General features: G+C 46.9%; 16 protein-coding genes and 1 riboswitch. Of the genes, 8 read left to right on the top strand and 8 right to left on the bottom strand.

Annotated features, from left to right (window positions below; translation table 11 throughout):
* Positions 1–243 carry a membrane protein insertion efficiency factor YidD gene (yidD, locus tag RB160_RS14000; protein WP_316571047.1) on the bottom strand — a complete coding sequence of 81 codons (243 nt, stop codon included), beginning with the start codon at positions 241–243 and terminating at the stop codon, positions 1–3.
* A gap of 398 nt (positions 244–641) precedes the next feature.
* Between yidD and RB160_RS13995 the strand changes: the two genes are divergently transcribed.
* The gene (locus RB160_RS13995) at positions 642–1,115 is read left to right on the top strand and encodes an S-ribosylhomocysteine lyase (protein ID WP_316571046.1); all 474 of its coding nucleotides are present in this window, start codon (positions 642–644) and stop codon (positions 1,113–1,115) included.
* Between the two features lie 75 nt (positions 1,116–1,190).
* On the opposite strand, the gene ytzI is transcribed toward RB160_RS13995, so the two are convergent.
* Complete coding sequence (ytzI, locus tag RB160_RS13990) at positions 1,191–1,355, bottom strand: YtzI protein (protein ID WP_316571045.1); 165 nt, start codon at positions 1,353–1,355, stop codon at positions 1,191–1,193.
* Positions 1,356–1,534: 179 nt separating this feature from the next.
* Positions 1,535–1,789, bottom strand: coding sequence for a DUF6154 family protein (locus tag RB160_RS13985; RefSeq protein ID WP_053367469.1), 255 nt, complete (start codon positions 1,787–1,789; stop codon positions 1,535–1,537).
* A 153-nt stretch (positions 1,790–1,942) separates the two neighbouring features.
* Here RB160_RS13985 and RB160_RS13980 point away from each other — a divergent pair, with 153 nt between their 5' ends.
* Positions 1,943–2,272 carry a hydrolase gene (locus tag RB160_RS13980; RefSeq protein ID WP_316571044.1) on the top strand — a complete coding sequence of 110 codons (330 nt, stop codon included), beginning with the start codon at positions 1,943–1,945 and terminating at the stop codon, positions 2,270–2,272.
* A gap of 3 nt (positions 2,273–2,275) precedes the next feature.
* On the opposite strand, the gene RB160_RS13975 is transcribed toward RB160_RS13980, so the two are convergent.
* Positions 2,276–3,094, bottom strand: coding sequence for a DUF6612 family protein (locus RB160_RS13975; protein ID WP_316571043.1), 819 nt, complete (start codon positions 3,092–3,094; stop codon positions 2,276–2,278).
* Positions 3,095–3,262: 168 nt separating this feature from the next.
* Here RB160_RS13975 and ytkD point away from each other — a divergent pair, with 168 nt between their 5' ends.
* Positions 3,263–3,742 (top strand): RNA deprotection pyrophosphohydrolase, encoded by a 480-nt coding sequence (gene ytkD, locus RB160_RS13970; protein ID WP_316571042.1) that lies wholly within the window; start codon positions 3,263–3,265, stop codon positions 3,740–3,742.
* Between the two features lie 56 nt (positions 3,743–3,798).
* Here the strand turns inward: ytkD and RB160_RS13965 are convergent, their stop codons facing one another.
* From RB160_RS13965 to RB160_RS13955, 3 genes are read right to left on the bottom strand one after another with little or no spacing between them, the layout of a single operon-like run.
* The gene (locus RB160_RS13965; RefSeq protein ID WP_316571041.1) at positions 3,799–4,602 is read right to left on the bottom strand and encodes an ABC transporter permease; all 804 of its coding nucleotides are present in this window, start codon (positions 4,600–4,602) and stop codon (positions 3,799–3,801) included.
* Entirely contained in the window at positions 4,592–5,359 is a 768-nt protein-coding gene (locus RB160_RS13960) for an ABC transporter ATP-binding protein (RefSeq protein WP_316571040.1), read from the bottom strand. The genes RB160_RS13965 and RB160_RS13960 overlap by 11 nt, the downstream gene beginning before the upstream one ends.
* A gap of 22 nt (positions 5,360–5,381) precedes the next feature.
* Positions 5,382–6,335 (bottom strand): ABC transporter substrate-binding protein, encoded by a 954-nt coding sequence (locus RB160_RS13955; RefSeq protein ID WP_396954722.1) that lies wholly within the window; start codon positions 6,333–6,335, stop codon positions 5,382–5,384.
* A gap of 159 nt (positions 6,336–6,494) precedes the next feature.
* Here RB160_RS13955 and RB160_RS13950 point away from each other — a divergent pair, with 159 nt between their 5' ends.
* Both RB160_RS13950 and RB160_RS13945 read left to right on the top strand, forming a co-directional pair.
* Complete coding sequence (locus RB160_RS13950; RefSeq protein WP_316571039.1) at positions 6,495–7,286, top strand: alpha/beta hydrolase family protein; 792 nt, start codon at positions 6,495–6,497, stop codon at positions 7,284–7,286.
* Positions 7,287–7,323: 37 nt separating this feature from the next.
* Positions 7,324–7,566, top strand: a complete 243-nt coding sequence (locus RB160_RS13945; RefSeq protein ID WP_316571038.1) for a DUF2584 domain-containing protein — start codon at positions 7,324–7,326, stop codon at positions 7,564–7,566.
* Positions 7,567–8,168: 602 nt separating this feature from the next.
* On the opposite strand, the gene pckA is transcribed toward RB160_RS13945, so the two are convergent.
* The gene (pckA, locus tag RB160_RS13940) at positions 8,169–9,755 is read right to left on the bottom strand and encodes a phosphoenolpyruvate carboxykinase (ATP) (protein WP_316571037.1); all 1,587 of its coding nucleotides are present in this window, start codon (positions 9,753–9,755) and stop codon (positions 8,169–8,171) included.
* A 127-nt stretch (positions 9,756–9,882) separates the two neighbouring features.
* Here pckA and RB160_RS13935 point away from each other — a divergent pair, with 127 nt between their 5' ends.
* From RB160_RS13935 to asnB, 3 genes are all read left to right on the top strand, one after another.
* Complete coding sequence (locus tag RB160_RS13935) at positions 9,883–10,257, top strand: thiol-disulfide oxidoreductase DCC family protein (protein ID WP_316571036.1); 375 nt, start codon at positions 9,883–9,885, stop codon at positions 10,255–10,257.
* 114 nt (positions 10,258–10,371) lie between these two features.
* Positions 10,372–10,488, top strand: a riboswitch (SAM riboswitch).
* A gap of 221 nt (positions 10,489–10,709) precedes the next feature.
* On the top strand, positions 10,710–11,909 hold the full coding sequence (gene metK, locus RB160_RS13930; RefSeq protein ID WP_316571035.1) for a methionine adenosyltransferase: 1,200 nt from the start codon (positions 10,710–10,712) through the stop codon (positions 11,907–11,909).
* 311 nt (positions 11,910–12,220) lie between these two features.
* Positions 12,221–14,110 (top strand): asparagine synthase (glutamine-hydrolyzing), encoded by a 1,890-nt coding sequence (gene asnB, locus RB160_RS13925; protein ID WP_316571034.1) that lies wholly within the window; start codon positions 12,221–12,223, stop codon positions 14,108–14,110.
* Positions 14,111–14,120 lie beyond the last annotated feature (10 nt).

Below are 14,120 nucleotides of genomic sequence, written 5' to 3'. Positions count from 1 at the left end.
TTAGCGCGCTTTTTTCCTTCCCGGCCACTCTTCCGGTACAGGATCGATTCCTCCAGGGTGGAGTGGGTGGCATTTGGCAATCCTTTTTGCCGCAAGCCAACCGCCCTTGAGCGCCCCGAAACGGCGGACCGCTTCCAGCCCGTATGTGGAACAGGTCGGATAAAACCTGCACGTTGGCGGTTTTAAAGGAGAAATAGCTATTTGGTAAAAACGGATGATCCCGATGAAAAGCTTCTGCAGCATAATGATTTCTCCTTTTTTTGCTTTTTTCTGTCTAGCTCCAACGCCCAGCGCCTAGTGTACTTCGGTCCCCTCGCTACGATAAGTCAACATCGATTCGCTTTTGCTCATCGTGTTTCCTTTATCCCACCGTTAAGGGACAGTAAGCCCTAAAGGGCAACTGTCCCTAAAGGTCCGATTCGTTCAACTAACCATCAGCGGAAAAACACCGCTGATGGAAGTTTTACTTTATCTCCATCGGGACCCTCCAGTCCATTCGGCGCAAACCGGGCGCTTGCGCTTTTCTCACCACTGTACCATAAATGCGTTTTAGCGTCTAAAAAGTGAATTTCGTTAAAGTAGATGAAATTAGTCGGAATTTATGGTAGGATATAGGAAGAATGTTTAAAGGAGTGAAGTAAATGCCTTCAGTTGAGAGCTTTGAACTTGACCATAACGCCGTTAAAGCCCCTTATGTCCGCCACTGCGGCGTCCATAAAGTCGGCAGCGACGGAGTTGTGAATAAATATGATATCCGTTTTTGCCAGCCGAATAAACAGGCGATGAAGCCTGACTCCATCCATACACTTGAACATCTGCTTGCGTTCAACATCCGTAAACATGCCGATAAATATGATCATTTTGATATTATTGACATTTCCCCGATGGGCTGCCAGACAGGCTACTATCTTGTCGTTAGCGGTGAACCAACGGTGGAGGAGATTATCGACCTGCTTGATGATACGATGAAGGATGCGGTCGAAATTACCGAAATACCTGCTGCGAATGAGAAGCAGTGCGGCCAGGCGAAACTTCATGACCTCGAAGGCGCGAAGAAGCTGATGCGCTTCTGGCTTGGACAGAGCAAAGAAGAATTGAAGCAAGTATTTGCCTGATTTTAATAGAATTTGAGGAATTTAACAAAATTATAAAGACAAAAGGCTTCCCGGCATAGGTATCCGGGAAGCCTTTTAGCTGTTGGCAACGTTTCTAGTGTTGTTATTTGCATCCTTCTTTTCTTTCGAATCCGACGTATCAATTGAATGTTTAAATGCATAGGCTTTATTTGTCACAATGACAGTCAGCCAAATAACGGCAATACAAATGATGATGCTGAAAATCATGACAATTTTCATTTCCGTCCCCCGTTCCCATTTAGCCGGCCGGCTGTTTCTTTCTCGCTTACATTGTAGCATAGGGGCAGTGGAAAGCCAAAGGGATTGCCAGAAAGTTGCTTTTCTAGCCTTTTATATGCGAAAAAAAGAGCCCACTTCTTCGTGTGAAGGCTCCCCTTTTCCCAACCCCTATGTATTTTTTAATGTATATTTCTAGGATAGAAGGTTACGGGGCGCTGCCCGTAATCATCCTTGGCAAATTTTCCTTTAAGGCTCTCAATGAGATAAATCCCCATAAGGTCATACAGCTCCTGCTTATCCATATCCTGAATCAGTGCCAGCAGGTCTTCATGCGTCATTTCCTCCAGAAAGGCGAATGCAAGCATATCTATATCTTCCTCATCCCCGGTAAGCTTGTTGCGGTATAATTCATATAGCTCATCAACCAATTTCACAACATTCACCTCCAGACAAGAAGAAAGTTTTTCCCTATTATTTTAATACCCTTTGTTAAAAAAAGTATTCCTGTTCTATCTTCGCACCGTTGAATAATTGCAGCTAGTTTGAGGGAAACAAATCATACTACGGTATGAAGGAGGTCCTATGAATTGGACCAGGACAAAAAAACATATTATATCGCTGTCGAGAGCGGTGAAATTTCCAGGGATGAAACGAGTTCAACCTGGAATTTTAAAATAAAGGCAACGGATGAAGAAATTACTGAACTGCGCTCCTTATTCAATGAGAATTATGCGAATGAATGGAAGAACTTTATAAGGGCGCACATTCCGTTCATTGAGTATCACCATGACAAGGAAAACAACGCTATAGATGAAAAGCTGAAACAAATCTATCAGGCCATCCATGATTTAGGGGATGAGCAGGCAAAGAAACATATAGAGGAAATGGGGATACTGTCCGAAAATCCAATGGCTTGAATTTTAATCGCCTGCTAGCTGACGGATTGATTCTGGGACCGAAATGTCCCTGATTTTATTAAAGTTGGAATAGTTTCCTTTCATCTCCTGTTCCATTGTAACAGAACTGCCGGCGATGAAAAGCTCTATTTCGGCCTTTGCACTAAAACGGGAGGGGAAAAAGCTTCTTCTGTTAACAACAAGTTCATAATTGAAATCTTTAATGTCCAGGTTTTCAAGCAACGATGTATTTCGCTGATATTCCGCAGGCATGCTTGCCGTTATGAATTTTTTCAAATCCTCCCTATGTTTGTCCCCCGCCGCCTTTAAAGTGACGACATATTCCTCGCTGTTTTCCACCATTGAGAGGATGGCGTGCAATCCTTCCGCCTTATGAAGTTCTTCCGCGGGATTCATTTGCATGGATGCTGCTACGGCCCGGGCTGACTGCTCGGGAGAAACCTTTATCCATCCGGCTTCGCTTCCATCATTCAAGAACATGCCTTCCTTCGTATAATAAGCCTCCGACATGTGGGAAAGGCCGGAAATGGAATTCTCCGTGTGAGAGGTCTGGTGAAACGCTGCCGGAGCAGTCATCATATCCGTGTGAATTTCAGAGAAAAGATTTCCCTTCATTCCCGTTCCATCTTCCTCAATATACTGGGTTATTGCAAGATCGACGGAAAGGCTTTTCAGGCTTTCAAATGCGGCATCCGCTTTGGCGATAACCTGTTCCACACTATAAGAATCGGACTTTGCTTTTTCCTGCCCACCGTTATCCCCGCTGCAGGCGGCCAGCAAAAAGAGAAGGGTAATGCTGCCAATGACAAGTATTTTTCGCAAAAAATGATACTCCTCCTTCCAATCCTTTCCCTTCCTTTCATTTAGCCTTATCTTCGCCGCTAAAACCATAATTCGAAAATTTTCGCTATTCATTTGAAAGCAAGGTGATCAAGGGCTACTATAAAAATGTAATCATCATGGGAGCATCCCATATCAGCGAGGTAGTGTATGAAGGAATTTTTAGATATAAACGGGAACAAAGTCGAACTATCTTTTTGCCGTGATGCTTTTCCGGAAAAGCAGGGCCATGTGCTCGCCATTTGCCTACATAAGGGAAAGTGGCTGTTGACGAAACACGGAAAGCGTGGACTTGAGTTTCCTGGCGGCAAGGTAGAAAAAGGCGAAACGCTGGAGGAGGCAGCCCGCCGCGAAGTTCTTGAGGAAACGGGTGCGATACTCGAAGAACTGCATTGGATTGCGGAATACCGGGTAACCAGTCCCGACGTCACTTTTGTTAAAGCTGTTTTCTTTGGGACAGCAGGCGATGTGAAAGTCCGGGAAACGTATTTTGAAACCTCCGGGCCTGAATTGGTCGGCGGCAATCTTGAGGAACTCCGGTTTGGGGAAGAATACAGCTTTATAATGAAAGACGATGTTGTTGGTGAATGCCTGCAAATGGTAAAGGAATTGAAGCTTGGGAAAGAATAGTGAAGGCTGGCGTGATTGGCCAGCCGGTACCATTCTGGTATTGTCCATGATTGCCATCAATTTTTTACGATTTTTTTCTCCAACAGGGCCACAAGCTGGTACATAATCGTTGCGAAGATTGCAATGATAAGCAGCGACAAAAGGACAAGGGTAAAATTGAATACCTGGAAGCCGTAAATAATCATATAGCCAAGCCCTCTCGATGAAACAAGGAATTCGCCGACGATGACTCCAACCCAGGAGAGCCCGACATTCACTTTTAACGTGGAAATAATCGTCGGGAAGGAAGCCGGCAGGATGGCTTCTCTGAAACATTGGTACCTCGTTGCCCCAAAGGTCTGGAGAACTTTCAAGTAATTCGGGTCGACTTCACGGAAGGAAGTATATACTACAATCGTCGTGATGATAATCGAAATGATCGCTCCCATCGAAATAATCGACGTATAGCCGGGCCCCAAAGCAACGATTAGGATCGGGCCCAAGGCGACTTTCGGCATAGCATTTAGGACCACTAAATACGGGTCAAGGATTTTTGATAAAATGGGCGACCACCAGAGGATCGCCGCAATCAACGTTCCAAGTAAAGTCCCGAGGATAAACCCGGCAATGGTTTCGGTCAGGGTAATACCAAGGTTAGTTAGAAGGCTCCCATCCTGCAGTTTTTCGAGCATCAAGTGCCATATCTTCGATGGAGAGCTGAAAATGAGTGGATCCACCCACTGTTGGCGGCTGCAAAGTTCCCAGCCTGAGAAAAAGACAATAAAAATCAATGCCTGGAAAAAACGCACCTTCCGTCTTTCTTTTTTTAGGGAAAGCAGGTAAAGAGAGTGTTGGGAGCTGATGGATGGTTCATTGTTCAAGGGACTCCAGCTCCTTCCATATTTCTTTGAAAAGCTTGCTATAACTCTCATGGTTCCTTGAGTCAAAAGGCGTCAGCCGCCTTATGCTTTCGGGCATATCAAAAATTTTATGGATCCTGCCCGGGCTTGAGGATAAGAGGTAAATCCTGTCACTCATCGCGATTGCTTCACCGATATCATGGGTGACGAGGATGGCTGTTTTTCCAAGTCCTTTTAATGTTGAGGATACAAGGTCTTCAAGCTTCAGCTTCGTTTGGTAGTCAAGAGCCGAAAATGGCTCGTCAAGCAGCAGGATTTTTGGCTCGGCGGCGAGTGTCCTGGCGAGGGCAGCCCGCTGCCTCATTCCACCGGAAAGCTGTTTTGGAAGCTTCCTTTCCACTCCGGGCAACCCTATTTCTTCAAGGAGCCTGATGGCCGCATCCCGACGTTCCGGCGTAAGGGCATTAGCAAGTTTTAAACCGATCAGGACATTTTCCTCGATTGTTTTCCATGGGAACAAATAATCCTGTTGGAGCATATAGCCAATTTCACGTTTTGCTTCTGATGCTGGCCTGCCTCCTATGTGCACCCGCCCACCCGTTGGTTCGACCAATCCGGCGATGATGGAAAGGAGTGTCGTTTTGCCGCAGCCGCTCGGGCCGAGGAAGGTAATGAATTCCCCTTCCTCAACGGAAAGCCCGATACCGGAGAGGGCCGTTACTGCCATATCTTTCGTGAAATAAGTGTGGTAGATTCCTTCAATCGTCAGGAAACTCATGAAACGGCCTCCTTTGCGGCAATCATTTTACTTTTTCAGCAATTTCCGTATTTACAAGTGTTTTATGGTCAATCCGCTGCGGAAGTTCGCCCGCTTCATCCATAATGTCCTGGAGATTGTTCCATTCGTCTTCATCCAGGATCGGGTCGGTTGCGAATGATCCCTGGCTTTTGTAGCGCTCGACAACGGTTTCGATGATGCCAGGATCGGTATCTTCAAAATAGGCCTCAATCGCTTTGGCGATCTCCTTTGAATCTGTTTCAGCGACCCATTGCTGAGCTTTATAAATTGCTTTCGTGAATTTAGTTATTATCGCCGGATTTTTTTTCATATAGCTTTCTTTCGCCATGAATGTGGTATAGGGTAGGTGTCCGGATTCAGTTCCAAACGATGCGACAATATGCCCTTTTCCTTCTTTTTCAAAAATGCTTGCCGTCGGTTCGAATAACTGGACGAATTCGCCAGTTCCGCCGGCAAATGCGTTGGGAATGTTCGCGAAGTCGATGTTTTGGATAAGCTTTAAATCCTTGTGCGGATCAATCCCATGTTTTTTCAGGACGAATTCGCCTGCCATTTGCGGCATCCCGCCTTTTCGCTGGCCGAGGAAAGTTTTGCCTTTCAGCATATCCCAGGTAAAGTTATCGATTTTTTCACGGGAGACGAGGAAGGTGCCGTCTGTCTGGGTGAGTTGGGCAAAATTGATGACAGGGTCGTTTGAGCCTTGCGCATGAACGTAAATCGATGTCTCGGATCCGACCAGGGCGATGTCTGCACCGCCGGAGAGAAGCGTGGTCATCGTTTTATCGCCGCCCCACGTTGTGGTCAGGTTGACATCGAGCCCTTCGTCCTTAAAGAAACCCTTCGCGAGGGCTACATATTCCGGCGTGTAGAAAATCGATCTTGTCACCTCTGCGACACGAACTTTTTCTAGCTTCTTTTCCTGTGGCTTTTCCTGGCACGCGGAAAGAATCAGCATTGCGCATGCAAGCATCATCAGGGCGGCCCTGAACGTTTTTCTCATGCAAATACCTCCTGGGTAAAAATAATTGGGCTGTTTGCTCTTGTGATATCGTATGAAACGGGCGTGATTGTGTGTATGCCCATATTGGAAAAATAATTGGATGGAGTGATTCGGATGGAATTAGAGGATGGAAAAATCATTACGGAGCAGCGGTTCCCTTCACCCAATCCGGATGTCGCCCTGTCACTTGTTACCTATTATTCCGGTGGCCTGAAAGTAAAAGGGATGCTGGCTAAGCCATTGGGCTACGAACCGGAGGATGGTTTCCTCTATTTAAGGGGCGGCATTAAAAATGTCGGAAAGGTACGCCCGGCCAGGATCGCCCAATTCGCATCTGAAGGATTTACGGTCTTCGCGCCGTTTTACCGTGGTAACCAAGGGGGCGAGGGAGATGAGGATTTTGCGGGCGAGGACAGGCAGGACGCGTTTTCTGCGTATAAGCTTTTGAAGTCGCTGCCATCTGTACGGGATATTCATATTTTCGGGTTTTCGCGGGGAGGGGTTATGGCCCTTTTAACAGCGCTTGAATTCCCGGAAGCCGCTTCATTGGCTACATGGGGAGGGGTTAGCGATATGTCGCTTACCTATGTGGAACGGAAGGATTTGCGGAGGATGATGAAGCGGGTAATCGGGGGCACGCCTTTGAAATATCCTGAGAGATACCAATACAGGACACCGCTTTATAGACTGGAACTTCTTGAGGTGCCAGTCATGATTATCCACGGGGTACAGGATGGCAACGTGTCCGCGGAGCATGCCTACCGTTTGGAAAAAAGGCTGAAGGAGCTGGGCAAACCGGTTGAAAGCTGGTACTTTGGTGAATTCAACCATTTCTTCCCGCCAGGGGTCAACAGGAAAGTTGTCGGGGACTTAGCGAAGTGGATGAAAAGCCATAGCCGCAAATGATATGATAGGAGAAAGGTCATACGAGGAGGGTCAGTGAATGGGAATGCCACTTGAGTTGAATACGATGATTATTACCAAGGGCAGGGAGCAAAGGCTCGAGGAAAATCTATTCCTTTTGGAAAAAGAAGGCTACCGCCTCTATCCAATCGATGTACCGGTTGATATCCGGCGCACGATCGAAGCGGATTCGAGCGGAACGGCTAAAATCAAGAAGGTCGAACTCGAAGGCGGAAAGACCCGGATTACTTATGAGCTCATTTCACTTAGTTCACCGAATTGATTTGTATGAACAAGCTTTGAATGTGTTGAAGACCAACCAGAGGTAAATGATTGGCTCCCGGCGGCGTGCCGGGTTTAGATGTCACGAAAACCTTTGATTCGTGACAACCGAGGGGCAGATTTCAATTTAGATGTCACGAAAACCTTTGATTCGTGACAACCGAGGGGCAGATTTCGCATTTAGATGTCACGAACACCTTTGAATCGTGACAACCGAGGGGCAGATCTCAATTTAGATGTCACGAAAACCTTTGATTCGTGACATCCGAGGGGCAAAATCCTGTTTAGCTGTCACGAAAACCTTTGATTCGTGACAACCGAAGGGCAAAATTCCGAAAAGCTGTCACGACAGCCTCTGATTCGTGACAACCGAAGGGCAGATTTCAATTTAGATGTCACGACAGCCTCTGATTCGTGACAACCGAAGGGCAAATTTCCGAATAGCTGTCACGCCCCCCCCCTGATTTGTGACAACAAGCAGTCAAAATCCTGTTTAGTTGTCACAAAAACTAAAAATAACAAAAGCACGAGAGGGAAACCGCTGCGTTTCCCTCTCGTGCTTTATTTATCCTAACTTATCAACAAACTGCCCACAATACCTTATTAAATAATCGGTCCGCCTTTTTCTGCGATTTCCGAAGAAACGTTGGAAAACTTTTTAAAGTTGCTGCGGAATTTTTCGGCAAGTTCTATTGCTTTTACACGGTAGGCTTCAGGATTCGCCCAGGTTTTTTCAGGCTGCAGGACTTCATCAGGAACTCCTGGGACATGGAGCGGAACATGCAGGCCGAAAATTTCGTCCTGGACCGTTTCAATGTTGCTCAGCTCTCCTTCGAGGGCCGCTTGGACCATCGAGCGAGTATATGCCAGTTTCATCCGGCTGCCCGTTCCGTATTCACCACCGGTCCAGCCAGTGTTGACAAGGAATACCTGCGCATTGTGCTCAAGGATTTTTTCACCGAGCATTTCCGCATAGCGGTTTGCCGGCAGTGGCAGGAATGGCGCGCCGAAGCAAGTGGAGAACGTTGCTTGCGGCGAAGTGATGCCGCGCTCAGTGCCAGCCAACTTGGACGTATATCCGCTAAGGAAATGGTACATGGCCTGTTCCTTTGTAAGCTTTGAAATTGGCGGCAAGACCCCGAAAGCATCGGCTGTCAGGAATACGATTGTGTTCGGATGGCCAGCGACGCTAGGCGAAACGATGTTCTTGATCGCTTCAAGCGGATAAGCGGCCCGCGTATTTTCGGTCAGCGAACCATCATCATAGTCGGCGACCCGGGTGTCCGTTTCGACAACAACGTTTTCAAGAACAGCCCCAAAGCAGATTGCATCAAAGATTTGCGGTTCCTTTTCACGGCTGAGGTTGATTGTTTTTGCATAGCAGCCACCCTCAATATTGAAGACGCCGTTCGCAGACCAGCCATGCTCGTCGTCACCAATCAGGCGGCGATTCGCATCAGCGGACAGGGTTGTTTTGCCTGTGCCTGACAAGCCGAAGAACAAGGCTACATCGCCTTCGATCCCAACATTGGCCGAACAGTGCATAGGCATGATTCCAGCCTCGGGCAACAGATAGTTCATGACGGAAAAAATGGATTTCTTCATTTCCCCTGCATATTCCGTTCCGCCAATCAGAACGATCCGCTTTTCAAAAGAAATGATAATGAACGTTTCCGAATTGGTTCCATCCACTTCCGGGTCTGCCTTGAAGCCAGGGACGGAGATAATCGAGAATTCCGGATTATGGCCGGCCAGCTCGGATTCCTCGGGACGAATGAACAACTGGTGTGCAAAAAGGTTGTGCCAGGCGTATTCGTTGATTACCTGAATCGGTAGCCTGTATTTTTTATCCGCGCCTGCAAATCCATTAAACACAAAAATTTCATTTTTTTGTTTTAAATAATCAATTACTTTATTATAGAGGTTGGAGAAGGCTTTTTCCGAAATGGGCTGATTAATCGTGCCCCAATCAATTTTGCTCCTGCTGGACTTTTCTTCGACAATAAACTTATCTTCTGGAGAACGGCCTGTATATTTACCGGTCGAAACACTGATTGCCCCGGTTGATGTCAGCAGCCCTTCTCCACGTCTCAACACTTTTTCAACCAGTTCTGGAACGGAAAGCTGGACTAGAAGGTTTTCCTCATTCAGCAGTTTGAATGGAGTTTCTGGATTATGCACACCAAACATTTAATGATTTCCCCTTTGCCTATTGTTTGTTAAGAGCTTTTTTTCTCACGAATAGTATAGCACATTTAGCTAATTGGTCTATACTAATAACCTCTTTTTTTTATAATTAATTTTGGAGGGATTATAAATGGAGCTGCTGGCGCTGTATGACGGGAACTGTGTCCTGTGCAATAAGTCGAAGGCGAAATCAGAAAAGCTGGATTGGCTTGGCCGGGTAAAATGGCTTTCTCTTCAGGAATATGAGAAAGAAGGCCGCAAGCCAGCTTTCCGGGCAATCGACCTTCGCAGGGAGCTTCACGTGATTGATGGGAACGGCAGGATTTACAAAGGATTTTTTGCGGTCAGGAAAATGCTGCTTCAATTCCCTGTTACTTTCTTGCCTGCACTGCTCCTCTACCTTCCGTTTGCCGTAAAGGCTGGTATTCCGATCTACAATTGGATAGCCAGGAACAGGTTTAAATGGATGGGTGAAATGTGTGAGGATGGAAGCTGTTCAATTTAATGGTTTTGTTATGAAAAATCCTACGAAAAATAGATGGTTCTAGAAGATTTTTTTCTCGTGAAAATCATTGACATGCATCAACAGTGTGGTATGATTTTACCTTGAACGGATACTCTCTTATCCTGAGCCGGTGGAGGGACAGGCCCTATGAAGCCCGGCAACCTGCCTGAGGAATCTTTCTCGGAAAAGGTGCCAAACCTGATGCAAGGCGATTGCCTTGAACGATAAGAGTGAAAGGCGCAAACATCTCAATGCAACCTTTCCTCAAAAGGGAAGGTTTTTTATTTGCAGCCTTACAAATCAGCATCTTTAGGAGCGGGGGATTCATAAAACCCCCAGGTTTACTTCATACTACTTAGGGAAATGAGTACCGTGAAACCGAGGTTGCTAGGCAGGCCGGAAAAAATCCATGCAGCTGACCTCATTATAAAGAAGATACAGGAGGAATCCAGATGCCATCAAAACGCCGTTTGTTCACGTCTGAATCAGTGACTGAAGGCCATCCAGACAAGATCTGCGACCAGATTTCGGATTCGATTTTAGATGCGATCCTGGCACAAGACGCAAACGCCCGCGTCGCTGCAGAAACTTCCGTTACAACAGGCCTTGTCCTCGTAGCGGGTGAAATTACAACGTCAACTTATGTTGATATCCCAAAAATCGTCCGTGACACAATCCGTGAAATCGGATATACACGTGCGAAATATGGCTTTGATGCCGATACGTGCGCTGTACTAACATCCATTGACGAGCAATCAGCCGATATCGCCATGGGGGTTGACCAGGCGCTTGAAGCACGTGAAGGCAGCATGTCCGACGCGGAGATTGAAGCAATCGGTGCGGGGGACCAGGGACTTATGTTCGGGTTTGCCTGCAATGAAACAGAAGAGCTCATGCCGCTTCCAATCTCGCTTGCACACAAGCTTTCCCGCAGGCTGACGGAAGTTCGCAAGGATGAAACACTTCCATACTTGCGCCCGGATGGAAAAACGCAGGTAACGGTTGAATATGATGAAAACAACAATCCAGTGCGGATTGATACAATTGTTATTTCAACGCAGCATGGTCCTGAGGCGACCCTGGAACAGATCCAGAGCGACCTTAAAAAGCATGTTATCGGCCCTGTAGTTCCACATGATCTTATTGACGAAAAGACAAAATACTTCATCAACCCGACTGGGCGCTTCGTTATCGGCGGCCCTCAAGGCGATGCCGGGCTAACCGGCCGCAAGATCATCGTTGATACGTATGGCGGTTATGCACGCCATGGCGGCGGCGCTTTCTCCGGAAAGGATCCAACAAAGGTTGACCGTTCCGCGGCCTATGCAGCGCGCTATGTTGCGAAAAACCTCGTCGCCGCAGGCCTTGCCGACAAGGTTGAAGTCCAGCTTGCCTACGCCATTGGTGTTGCCCGCCCTGTATCCATTGCAGTTGATACATTTGGAACAGGTACTGTAAGCGAAGAAGTCCTTGTTGAATTGATCGAAAACAACTTCGACCTGCGCCCTGCCGGAATCATCAACATGCTTGATCTTCGCAAGCCAATTTACAAACAAACAGCCGCTTATGGCCACTTTGGCCGCAATGATGTCGACCTCCCTTGGGAGCGGACAGACAAGGCTGCCGCTTTGAAGGAACAAGCATCCAAATAATTGGACATAACGGGAGTTGCATAATAATTATGTAACTCCCGTTTTTCATTTGTGCCGCAAATAGTGTTACTGGCGCTGTTTTTGATGTAATATCAAAGGTTTGCCTTATTTTCCCTCTAGTTGCAAGTGCAAATTTTTTTTGAAAAATGGTAGTATAGAGTGAACCTTCCATCAGCGAAGGTTTTCAGGTCAACTTATCGGGCCTTTAGGGCTTATGCTTATTGAGTGAATTAAATGGTGCCTAAAAAAACGGCAACTAAACGAATTAACACAGTTAAAAAAATGCAATGATCGGAGTAGGTGAACTACATATGTGCGGTTTTATCGGATGTGTTCATGAGCAAGCACAGAATTTCAGGGACGAAGAGAAGAAGACTTTTAAAAGCATGAATGATATCATCACCCACCGCGGGCCGGATGATGACGGATACTATTTTGACGAGCATGTGCAGTTTGGGTTTAGGCGATTGAGCATCATTGATATCGAGTCAGGCGCACAGCCGCTCACATATGAAAACGAGCGTTATTGGATTATTTTCAATGGTGAAGTTTACAATTATCTCGAGCTTCGCGAAGAGCTTATAAAGGAAGGCCTGGAATTCGCGACCGAATCGGATACTGAAGTTATCATCGCCCTGTACAGCCATCTAAAAGAAAAAGCAGTACAAAAGCTGCGTGGGATGTTCGCATTCGTCATTTGGGACAAACAGGAGAAGACGCTGTTCGGTGCACGCGACCATTTCGGGATTAAGCCTTTCTTTTATTTTGAAGATGAAAGCAGGACGTTTTTTGCTTCAGAGAAAAAGAGCATCCTGCTCGCGCTTGGTAACGAAGAGTTGAACTATGATTCGCTTCAGCATTACCTGACGTACCAATTCGTCCCGGAGCCGGAGACGATGACGGATGGAATCCATAAGCTTGAGCCTGGCCATTATTTTACAAAAAAATCTGGCGGGAAAATGGACATCAAACGGTACTGGAAGGCTAATTTCACGCCAGTGCTGAAAGCCGAAGATGAGTTCGTCCAGGAAATCAGGGACGTGCTGTTTGATTCAGTCAAAATGCATATGCGAAGTGATGTCCCTGTGGGCTCATTCCTGTCCGGGGGCATCGATTCGTCGATTATCGCCTCAATCGCGAAGCAATACCATCCTGCCATCAAGACGTTTTCGGTCGGTTTTGAGCGGGACGGTTTCAGTGAGATTGATGTGGCGAAAGAAACCGCCGACAAGCTCGGGGTCGAAAATATCAGTTACGTCATTACCCCGGAGGAATATATGGCCGAGGTTCCGAAAATTATGTGGCATATGGACGATCCGCTTGCTGATCCGGCCTGCATTCCGTTGTACTTCGTCGCCCGGGAGGCCAGGAAGCATGTAACGGTTGTCCTGTCAGGTGAAGGCGCGGACGAGTTGTTCGGCGGATATAATATCTACCGCGAGCCGGGCGACCTTCAGGTATTCAACAAGATTCCACGGGTCGGAAAAGTCATTCTAAAAGGAATTGCCGGAATGATGCCTGAAGGAACAAGAGGCAAGAGCTTTATTGAGCGTGGGGTAACACCTATGGAAGAGCGTTATATCGGGAATGCCAAAATTTTCACCGAGGAAGAAAAGCGCGAGCTGCTGAACGTGTACCGCGAAGGGCTTGATTTCACCGATATCACGAAAAAACTTTACTCAGAAAGCGAAGGTTATAATCCTGTCGACAGGATGCAGTATATCGACATTCATACGTGGATGCGCGGCGACATTTTGTTAAAGGCGGATAAAATGACGATGGCTCATTCACTTGAGCTCCGCGTGCCGTTCCTGGATAAGGAAGTGTTTGCTGTCGCATCAAGGATTCCAGCCGATTTGAAAACAGCCAATGGCACAACGAAATATATTTTAAGGAAGGCTGCCGAGAGTGTTGTTCCCGAGCATGTGCTCAATCGGAAAAAGCTTGGCTTCCCTGTGCCAATCCGCCACTGGCTGAAGGACGAAATGAATACGTGGGCAAAGGATCTTATCCGCGAAAGCAACACGGACCACTTGTTCAACAAACAATATCTGCTTAAGCTTCTGGATGACCATTGCCTCGGAAAGGCCGATAACAGCCGGAAAATCTGGACAGTACTTATGTTCATGGTATGGCATCAGGTGTACGTTGAGGATAAGTATTCCTTTGGTGCGGAGAAGTCGTATCAGGCGATGAATTAGGATTAATCAA

The organism is Neobacillus sp. YIM B06451 (assembly GCF_032667185.1).
GTDB lineage: Bacteria > Bacillota > Bacilli > Bacillales > Cytobacillaceae > Bacillus_D.
The sequence above is the reverse complement of the archived record's forward strand: the minus strand, read 5'-3'. Positions and strand labels throughout refer to the sequence as shown.